Annotated in this window: 6 protein-coding genes; 3 read left to right on the top strand and 3 right to left on the bottom strand. The window is 72.6% G+C overall.

Annotated features, from left to right (window positions below; translation table 11 throughout):
- A partial coding sequence (locus ACFU74_RS34145; protein WP_380763934.1) for a putative Ig domain-containing protein occupies positions 1 to 1128 on the bottom strand: 1128 nt, incomplete at its 3' end.
- Between the two features lie 661 nt (positions 1129 to 1789).
- On the opposite strand from ACFU74_RS34145, the gene ACFU74_RS34140 reads away from it, so the two are divergent.
- Positions 1790 to 2644 carry a hypothetical protein gene (locus tag ACFU74_RS34140; protein ID WP_380763932.1) on the top strand — a complete coding sequence of 285 codons (855 nt, stop codon included), beginning with the start codon at positions 1790 to 1792 and terminating at the stop codon, positions 2642 to 2644.
- 4 nt (positions 2645 to 2648) lie between these two features.
- Here ACFU74_RS34140 and ACFU74_RS34135 read toward each other — a convergent pair whose 3' ends face one another.
- Together ACFU74_RS34135 and ACFU74_RS34130 are read right to left on the bottom strand one after the other, a co-directional pair.
- Complete coding sequence (locus ACFU74_RS34135) at positions 2649 to 3458, bottom strand: hypothetical protein (protein WP_380763930.1); 810 nt, start codon at positions 3456 to 3458, stop codon at positions 2649 to 2651.
- Between the two features lie 337 nt (positions 3459 to 3795).
- Positions 3796 to 4824, bottom strand: a complete 1029-nt coding sequence (locus ACFU74_RS34130) for a hypothetical protein (RefSeq protein WP_380763928.1) — start codon at positions 4822 to 4824, stop codon at positions 3796 to 3798.
- A gap of 149 nt (positions 4825 to 4973) precedes the next feature.
- Between ACFU74_RS34130 and ACFU74_RS34125 the strand changes: the two genes are divergently transcribed.
- Both ACFU74_RS34125 and ACFU74_RS34120 read left to right on the top strand, forming a co-directional pair.
- Positions 4974 to 6098 carry an alpha/beta hydrolase gene (locus tag ACFU74_RS34125; RefSeq protein WP_380763926.1) on the top strand — a complete coding sequence of 375 codons (1125 nt, stop codon included), beginning with the start codon at positions 4974 to 4976 and terminating at the stop codon, positions 6096 to 6098.
- A gap of 93 nt (positions 6099 to 6191) precedes the next feature.
- Entirely contained in the window at positions 6192 to 8720 is a 2529-nt protein-coding gene (locus ACFU74_RS34120) for an ArnT family glycosyltransferase (protein WP_380763924.1), read from the top strand.
- Positions 8721 to 8762: the final 42 nt, after the last annotated feature.

The raw sequence follows: 8762 nt of genomic DNA, 5'->3' as shown, positions 1-8762 counted from the left end.
GGAGTTGTCGACCACGCCGCTGGAGGCGGTCCACGGCGAGGCCGTGCCCGTCTCGAAGCCCGCGTTGCCGAGCAGCTGCGCCGGGGTGCAGGTGCCGCCACCGCCACCCGTGACCGTCCAGGTGAAGGTGGTGCTGCCCGACTTGGCGGCCGCGTCCTTGGCCGTGACGGTCACGTTGTACGTGCCCGCCGTGGTGGCGGTGCCGCTGATGACGCCGGTGGAGGCGTTGACGGAGAGCCCGGCCGGCAGGCCGGTGGCCGAGTAGGTGTACGGCGTCGAGCCGCCGCTCGCCTGGATCTGGAGGTTCGCCGAACCGCCCACCGCCGTCGACTGGTTGCCCGGGTTCGCGACCGAGACGGTGCCGCTGCCCGCGGGCTTCGTCAGCAGGCAGCCGCTGACGTTGAGGTCGATGACGCGTCCGTTGCCCAGGCAGGTGGTGAACCAGTAGGTCTCCTGGCCGTAGCTCTGCCCCTGGTGCGCGGTGGTGGTGCCGTCGGCGGCCACCTCGCAGGGGTTGTTGAGCGTGCACATCTGGCCGTCGTCGTTGCCGGTGTTGTTGATGCCGACGACCTTCTTCGTCGCGGCGTCGACGATCGGCGAGCCCGAGGTGCCGTGCGTGGTGTTGCAGCCGGTGCTGTAGCGGATGGAGTCGCGCCAGGTCCACGCGTCCTCGCGGAGCGTGCCGACGAAGCCGTTGATGGAGCAGTTCCAGGTCTGCTTCCAGTACGAGGACGGTATGAACATCGCCGAGCCGTCGACCGGGTGGGTGTCGCTGATGGTCAGCGCCGTCGCGCCGAACTTGGAGGTGATCGACCCGAAGGTGTCGGTGAGTTGGTACAGCGCTACGTCGGTGCCGGTCATCGTGGCGTAGAGGATCCTGTCGGCCGACACGGTGCCGAGGGAACCGCCGGAGGCGTTGAGCAGGGTGCCGCTGCGGCTGGCGGTCTGGTTCTGGATGACCTGGCCGGCGGACGGCATGGTCGGCAGGCAGTGGCCGTTGGTGAGCATGAGGGCCCGGTCGGTGTCGACCGAGGATGGGTAACGCACCAGCGAGGCGGAGCAGTTGCTCAGCGCGATGGTGGACGTCAGGTCACCGGCCTGCACCGCCTGCGCGGGCGCGACTGCCACGGAGGTCAGGACCCCGGCAATGACAGCGCTCGCGGCGGACGCGGCGGCAAGTCTTCTGAACATGGCTCTCCTTGTGGGGGATGCGGGGCGTACGACCGGTTGCGGACGCCCGCGCCGCACGAAAGTGCCATGCCCACTTCAAGAGGTCAACCGTGCGGGCCGAAGTCGCATGGGGAATTCGCGCGGGCAGGACCGGCCGGGAGCGGGAGGGCCGACGGGTCGTCAATGCAGTCGGCTTCGAGCGGTACTCGGCTATCGTTTCCGTACCCGGAAGCGGATACACGCCCCAGAAGTCCGAAATGACCGGGTCTCAGCAAGTTGCACGGGACAGCCGCCGCCCGCCATGGACCCGCTGGTCAGCACCCTGCTCCCCGCATGAGCGGGGATGGCCCCCGGCAGCGGGGCGTGGGCACTGCGATGATCACCTGTTCCCCGCCTTCGCGGGGATGGCCCCAACCGCATGATCGAGGGGGGTGAAGTACCGGGACCGCTCCCCGCGCGCCGACGTGAAGCCGGCGAAGCGGCCGACGCGGCGGGAGGGCGCCGGCCGTCCGGTCGCCGCTGTGAACGCCTCGAAGGGGCTGTCATGCTGGACGCCGCCGATGGCGGACCAGTGCCCGCGGGGACCGGATTGTCCTAGCGGTACGGCAGGATCGGGTGCATGAACGACAGCTTCACGCACCTGGGGACCGTCACCGCGCCCTCCGGGGTGCTCGTCCTCGGCATGGTGACGTGGTTGGACTACTGGCCGGAGGTCGGGAGGCCGCTGTCCGAGCGGGCGCGGGAGGCGGCGGGGCAGGGGGCCGGGGGCGGGCACCTCGTGGAGGACATGGCGGAGGCGGTGGCCGTGGCCGTCGACGGTGCGCGGGCGCTGGCGGTGCGGGCCCGGACGGCGCCTTCGCCGTTCGACGAGGAGCCCGCGATCGCCGTACTGGAGGTGGAGCTCGGGGTGCCGTGGCCGGTGGGGCGGAAGGCGCCGGTGCTGCTCGGGGACCTGCCGGTGGACCGGGGTGGGATGGTGCTCGGGGACGCGGTCGGGCTGGATGCCTGGATCGGGCTGGAGGGCGAGCCGGCCGACGGGCTCGCCGATGTCAGCTACTGGGGGCGCGACATGGAGGAGGCGCACCAGCGGTTCGGCGGTGTGCGGATCCCGCAGTACGAGGGGGATGAGCGAGGGACCTACGGCTGGCTGGATCTGCCCGTCGAGACGGCGACCGCCCTCGCCCTCGAAGTCGCGGCATACCGCGGCGGCGGCCTGGTCTCGTCCGCCGAACCGCACACCGACTTCCACCTCCTCCATCGCGCCGGCCGCACCCGACCGCTTGGCGTCGGCGAGATCGAGGTCGGCGGCTGCCCCGTGCTCGGCTTCAGCTGGTGCCAGGGTGACCACGCCGTCCGGCACCACGGGGAGCGGGATTGGGGTCGGGTGTACCCCGTGACCCTCGACCGTGGTGCCGGTGGCGGAACGGTACTGCGGTGGAGCATCCCGGAGTGGGACGAGGACGAGGAGGAGTAACCCCTCAGCGGAGGGCGAGGACCGGGCGGGCCGAGAGGTCCTCGGTGCAGTAGTCGCCGTCCTCCTTGAACACCATGGCCGCCAGGTCCGGGTGCCGGTTGGCCGTGGCGAGCGGCAGCCAGGCGAGGACGGTGCCGTAGCCGCCGCAGACCGACTCGCCGCCGTCACCGCCGTAGATGACCCCGGGCTCGCTGGTGATCTCGGAGCGGTAGGTGTCGTGGGCGATGCGCAGGCCGAAGGCGTTCGGCTCGCCCTGCGGGCCGAGGCCGTCCCCGTACGGCAACCGGTCGAGCGGGCACTCGTCGCCCCAGCGGAACAGCGTGCCCGCCCCGGCGCCGCAGCCGTGCTCCCACTCGTCGGGGGTGGGCAGGCGCAGGCCTTCCTCGGCGAGGACGGCCGGCATGTCGGCGGGCTCCTCCTCCAGCGGCTCGTCCTCGACGGCCATCAGCAGCGTCGGCACGGTGACGGTCCGACTCGGGCTGAGGACCCGGGCGAGGTGACCGTGCAGGTCCCCGTCGCCGAAGCCCTCATCGACGCTCTTCTCCTGGTAGCTGGCGAGGAGTTCGGCGGACGGCCGCCAACCCGCCACGTCGAAGCCCACCGTGACGCGCCCACCCGGTATCAGCGCGAACATCCGCTCACCGCGTCCGACCAGGACGCGGTGCAGCGGCGCGCCCAGGTGCTCGGCCGTCTCGACACGGTCGAGACGGCCGCCCACGCTGCCCGCGACCTGGGCGGCGAGACGGCCGGCGGTGGCGAGGTCGAGGCGACGCCAGGCGGCGAAGGTGAGGGTTGCGAGCGGTTCTGGTGCCATGACGGGAGTCTGGCACGGGCCGCTGACAATTGCCGGGCAAGCGGCCCGCGACAGTCCGAACGGGCGTCAACCGGCGTTCCTCGGCGGACCGGAGAGCTGCTCGAAGTCCCTCCACGGGAGGGGACTTGCCCGACCCCGCCGGACGCTGGAGACGCCGCTCCGACAGGAGGGCTCACGGCGATCGGGGTGCTGCTGGTGCGGATGCCCGCGGACCCGGAGCCCGGACTCCTCGGGCACGTCTTCCTCGACGAATGAGCACTACAGGTGCCCCCGGACCCGGACCCGAGTCCGCGGAACCCGAACCTGGACCCGAGTCCGCGGAACCCGGTCCGGTCGGCTACGGCTGCGGGAAGTTCTCCTCGTCCACGTCACTCGTCTCGGCGTTGCCGCCGACCTTCGCGGTCAGCGTGATCGACCAGATCGAGTACGTCGTCCGGTCGGTCTCGAAGGCCATGGTGTCGTCGAACTTCGTGTAGCTGCAGTTCTGGGTGAACATCTTCAGCGACGAATCCCAGTCGATGCCGTCGGAGAAGTAGATGTCGTAGGTGCCGTCCTCGATGCCCGAGATCGACGCCTCCTTCCCCTTCCCGACGTACAGCGAGTGGACCGTCTTGCCCTTCTGGGAGAGCGAGACGACGGAGTCGGTGGTACCGGCCGTGTTGTCGACGTTCAGCTCGCCCTTGCCGCGCAGCCGGCCCTTGGTGACGAAGGTGTCGTTCTCCTTGGAGCGGGTCTGCTGCGGCGGGGTCTGGGGGACGGTGAAGTTGGTGGGGTATCCGGCGGCGGCCATCTCGGCGAGGGCCGCCGGGATCGCCTTCAGGCCCTCGGAGAGGCCTACCTGGGCGTAGGCGGAGCCGGTGGTGCAGAAGGCCTTGGACGTGATGTCGCTGCGGATCTTGGTCAGGTCGGTGGCGAGCTGGGAGAGCGCCGTCACGAGTTGGCGCTTGGTGGTGCCGACGGTGGCCGGCGTGTCGCTGAGGCCGAGCCCGCTGCTCGCGGAGTTGGCGGCACTGGCCGCCTCCTGGAGGCCGATGATGAAGTTGCCCATGTTGGCGGCCGGATTGATCTTGCCGAGCGCGGTGCCGACCGGGTCGACGTAGCCGGCGAGCACGGGTCCGTACGGCGTGGGCGTCGGGGTGGGTGTCGGCGTCGGGGTCCGCGTCGGGGCGGGCAGGGCGCTGAAACCGTCGGACGGGCTGGACGCGGCCGACCCTCCCGACGCACTGCTGGAGCCGCCGGACTCTCCCGACTCTCCCGACCCGCCGCTCGAACAGGCCGCCAGCAGCAACGCGGTGCCCACCGCCACGCCGACCTTGCTGAAGGACTTCATGCCGCTCCCCCGGGTGTTCTCTCGGTACTGATACATGCACACTCCGTGCGATCCGCTGTCCCCGCCGACATGATCCCGACCCGACAAGACGCGGTCAACAGGGCTCACTTGCGGCGCACCGAAGCGTAGCGGGGGCGTACGACAGGGCGCACGGAGCGGACTCCGACGTCAACTACGATCGGGACGTGCTCAGCCTCACGGGTCTCCCCCTCCAGATCATCGCCTCCGTCGTCGCGATCTGCGTCTTCGCCGCCACGATGTGGTTCTGGCCGAGACTCGGCGGCGGCGGGTGGAAGGCCTGGACCGGACGGATCGGCGCGTTCCTCGCCACCCAGATCGCGGTGCTGGTCGCGATGGGGCTGATCGCCAACGGCTACTTCGGTTTCTACAGCTCCTGGAGCGACCTGCTCGGCACCAACGGCAAGCCGGGCACGGTGGTCGACCACCAGCCGAACGCGGCGGCCTCGCTGTCCGTCACCGGCGAGAAGAACATGTACTCGGCGCAGGGTTCGGCCCGCGACCGCTCCGGGCTGATCCAGGAGGTCTCGGTCAGCGGCAGGGCCAGCGGCCTGAGCAGCGACGCCTTCGTCTACCTGCCGCCGCAGTACTTCCAGCCGGAGTACGCGCAGCGCAGCTTCCCGATGGCGCTGGTGCTGGCCGGCTACCCGGGCTCGGCGGAGAAGCTCATCACGCTGATGCAGTACCCGGCGTCCGCCCTCTCCGCGATCGAGCAGAACAAGCTGCCGCCGACCGTCCTGGTGCTGATGCGCCCGACCCTGTCCGGCAACCGCGACACCGAGTGCATGGACATCCCCGGCGGGCCCCAGGTGGAGACCTTCTTCACCAGCGACCTGCCCACGGCGATGGCCGCCAACTACCGGATCGGCACCGACCCGGCCAACCGCGCGGTGATCGGCAACTCGACCGGCGGCTACTGCGCCCTCAAGTTCGCGCTGCGCAAGCCGGACGCCTACCGGTCGGCGGTCTCGCTCTCCGGCTACTACACCGCGCCGATCGACGAGACCACCGGCGACCTGTTCGGGGGCAGCGCCCAGCTGAAGCAGGAGAACGACCTGCTCTGGCGGCTGAAGAACAAGCCCGCCGCACCGGTCGCGCTGCTGCTCGCCACCAGCTACGACGAGAACAACTACGAGGGCACCCAGGCCATGGTCAACGCCTTCAAGGCGCCGACCAAGCTCTCCACCATCACCCTCGACACCGGCGGCCACAACTTCCACACCTGGACCAGGGAGATCCCGCCCGCCCTGGAGTGGCTGGGCAGGCACCTGACGATGCCGCAGGCCGCGTAGCAGGGGGGAGCACGGGGCAGGGCCCGCCAGATCACAGGCGGCTCATACCCACGTCTCACCGTTCTCTCACACGGGCGCCCGAGCGTAGCGCCCATGACCACGACCAGCCACACCCCACCGGCCGGCGAGCCCTGGCCGGAGGCCGGGAACTACCCGCCGCCGGTCCTGCCGCCAGCCCCTTCGCCGGAGGGGGCGGCGCCACGGCGGCCCGCCGAGCCGCCGCTGCACCCGGAGTTCCCGCAACCGCCGGAGCCCCCGCTCTACCCGGAGTTCCCGCTGCCGCCGGCCGGACCCGAGGGCCCGGCGTCCTGGGCGGAGCGGCTGCGCACCCTGCCGGGCCGGACCTGGCGCGGGCGCGCCGACGACCCGCGCTGGGTGCGGCCCGCGCTGCTCGCGCTGCTGGCCGCCACCGCCGTCCTCTACCTCTGGGGCCTGTCCGCCTCCGGCTGGGCCAACGCCTTCTACTCGGCCGCCGCCCAGGCGGGCAGCGAGAGCTGGAAGGCCTTCTTCTATGGATCCTCGGACGCCGGGAACTTCATCACCGTCGACAAGCCGCCGCTCGCGCTCTGGCCGATGGCGCTCGCGGCGCGCGTCTTCGGGCTCTCCTCCTGGTCGGTGCTGGCCCCGCAGGCGCTGATGGCGGTGGCCACGGTGGCGGTGCTGTACGCGACGGTGCGCCGGCGCTTCACGCCGCTCGCCGGGCTGCTGGCGGGCGCGGCGTTCGCGCTGACGCCGGTGGCGGCGCTGATGTTCCGCTTCAACAACCCGGACGCGCTGCTGGTGCTGCTGCTCACGCTGGCCGCGTACGGGCTGCTGCGGGCGATCGAGGCGGCGGGCACCCGGTGGCTGGTGTTCACCGGGGTGATGTTCGGGCTGGCCTTCCTCACCAAGACGCTGCAGGCGTTCCTGGTGCTGCCCGCGTTCGCACTGGTCCACCTGGTGGCGGCGCCGACCGGGCTGTGGCGCCGGGTGCGCCAACTGCTGGCCGGCGGGCTGGCCATGGTGGTCGCGGGCGGCTGGTGGGTCGCGGTGGTCGAGCTGGTCCCGGCCTCGGCGCGGCCGTACGTCGGCGGCTCGCAGGACAACAGCTTCCTCTCGCTCACCTTCGGCTACAACGGGATCGGCCGGCTCAACGGCAATGAGACGGGCAGCGTCGGCGGCGGACCGGGCCGGTTCCCGGGCGGGTTCGAGGGGGCGTTCGGCAACGCGGCGGGCAACGCGGCCGGCGCGGCCGCCGGAGACCCGCCCGGCGGGATGCGCGGCGGGGGCGGCTGGGGCCGGACCGGCATCACCCGGCTGTTCGACGGCGACATCGGCGGGCAGATCGCCTGGCTGATGCCGGCCGCGCTGGTCCTGCTGCTGTTCGGTCTCTGGGCCACCCGCCGTCACGCCCGGACGGACACCGCGCGCGCGGCGTTCCTGGTCTGGGGCGGCTGGCTGCTCTGCACCGCGCTGACCTTCAGCTTCATGTCCGGGATCTTCCACCAGTACTACACGGTGGCGCTGGCCCCGGCGGTCGCGGCGCTGGTCGGCATGGGCGTGGACGGGCTGTGGCGGGCGCGGCACCGGCTGCGGTACGCGGCGGTGCTGGCCGGCACGCTCGCGGTGACGTCGGTGTGGGCGTACGTGCTGCTCGGGCGCAGCACCGGCTTCCTGCCGTGGCTGCGGCCGACGGTGCTGGCCGGCGGGCTGCTCGCGGCGGTGGCGCTGCTGGTGGCCGGACCGCTCGGAGCGCGGCTCGCGCGCCGGGCCGGCGGACCCTCGCGGCTCGCCGGGCGCCTGGCGGCGGTGGCGGGCCTGGTCGGTGCTGCGGCGGCGCTGGGCGGTCCGGCGGCGTACGCGGTGGAGACGGTCAACACCCCGCACCAGGGCTCGATCGTGCTGGCGGGGCCGTCCGTGGCGGGCGGCTTCGGTCCGGGCGGCGGCGGGCGACGCGGCCCGGACGGCGCGGGCGGCTTCCCCGGCTTCCCCGGCACCCCGCAGCAGGACGGCGGACAGGGCAACCGCGTCCCCGACGGCACGGGCGGCTTCCCCGGCGCCCCGGACGGCACGGCGGGCACGGGTCGTACGGACGGCGCCCCCGGCGGCACCGGCGACGGGCCCGGCGGTACGACGGGTGGCATGGCCGGCGGCACGGCCGGTGGCCCCGGCGGTACGGGCGGCATGGGCGGCATGGGCGGCATGGGCGGCATGGGCGGCATGGGCGGGCTGCTGAACGGCGCCAACGTGAGCGACGAGGCGGCCGCCCTGCTGAAGGAGGGCGCCGACGGCTACCGCTGGGCCGCCGCGACCAGCGGCTCGCAGAACGCCGCCGGCTACCAGCTCGCCTCCGGCGTCCCGGTGATGGCCCTCGGCGGCTTCAACAGCAGCGACCCCTCGCTCAGCCTGAGCGCCTTCCAGCAGTACGTGCAGGAGGGCAAGGTGCGCTGGTTCATCGCCGGCGGCTCGTTCCGCGCCGCCGGCGGCGAGACGGGCGGCACCGCCGCCGCGCCCGCCGGCCCCGGCGGCGAGTCGGGCCGGTCGCAGACCGCCGAGATCGAGGCCTGGGTGACGAGCCACTACACCGCCAGGACGGTCGGCGGCTCGACCTTCTACGACCTCAGCCGGTCCCCCTCGTCCTGACCTCCTGACCCGACCCGACCCGACGGCGGGGCGCGCCACGGT

It is taken from the genome of Kitasatospora sp. NPDC057500 (assembly GCF_042802195.1).
GTDB lineage: Bacteria > Actinomycetota > Actinomycetes > Streptomycetales > Streptomycetaceae > Kitasatospora.
Note: the sequence above shows the minus strand (reverse complement) of the source record. Positions and strands in the feature narration are given on the sequence as shown.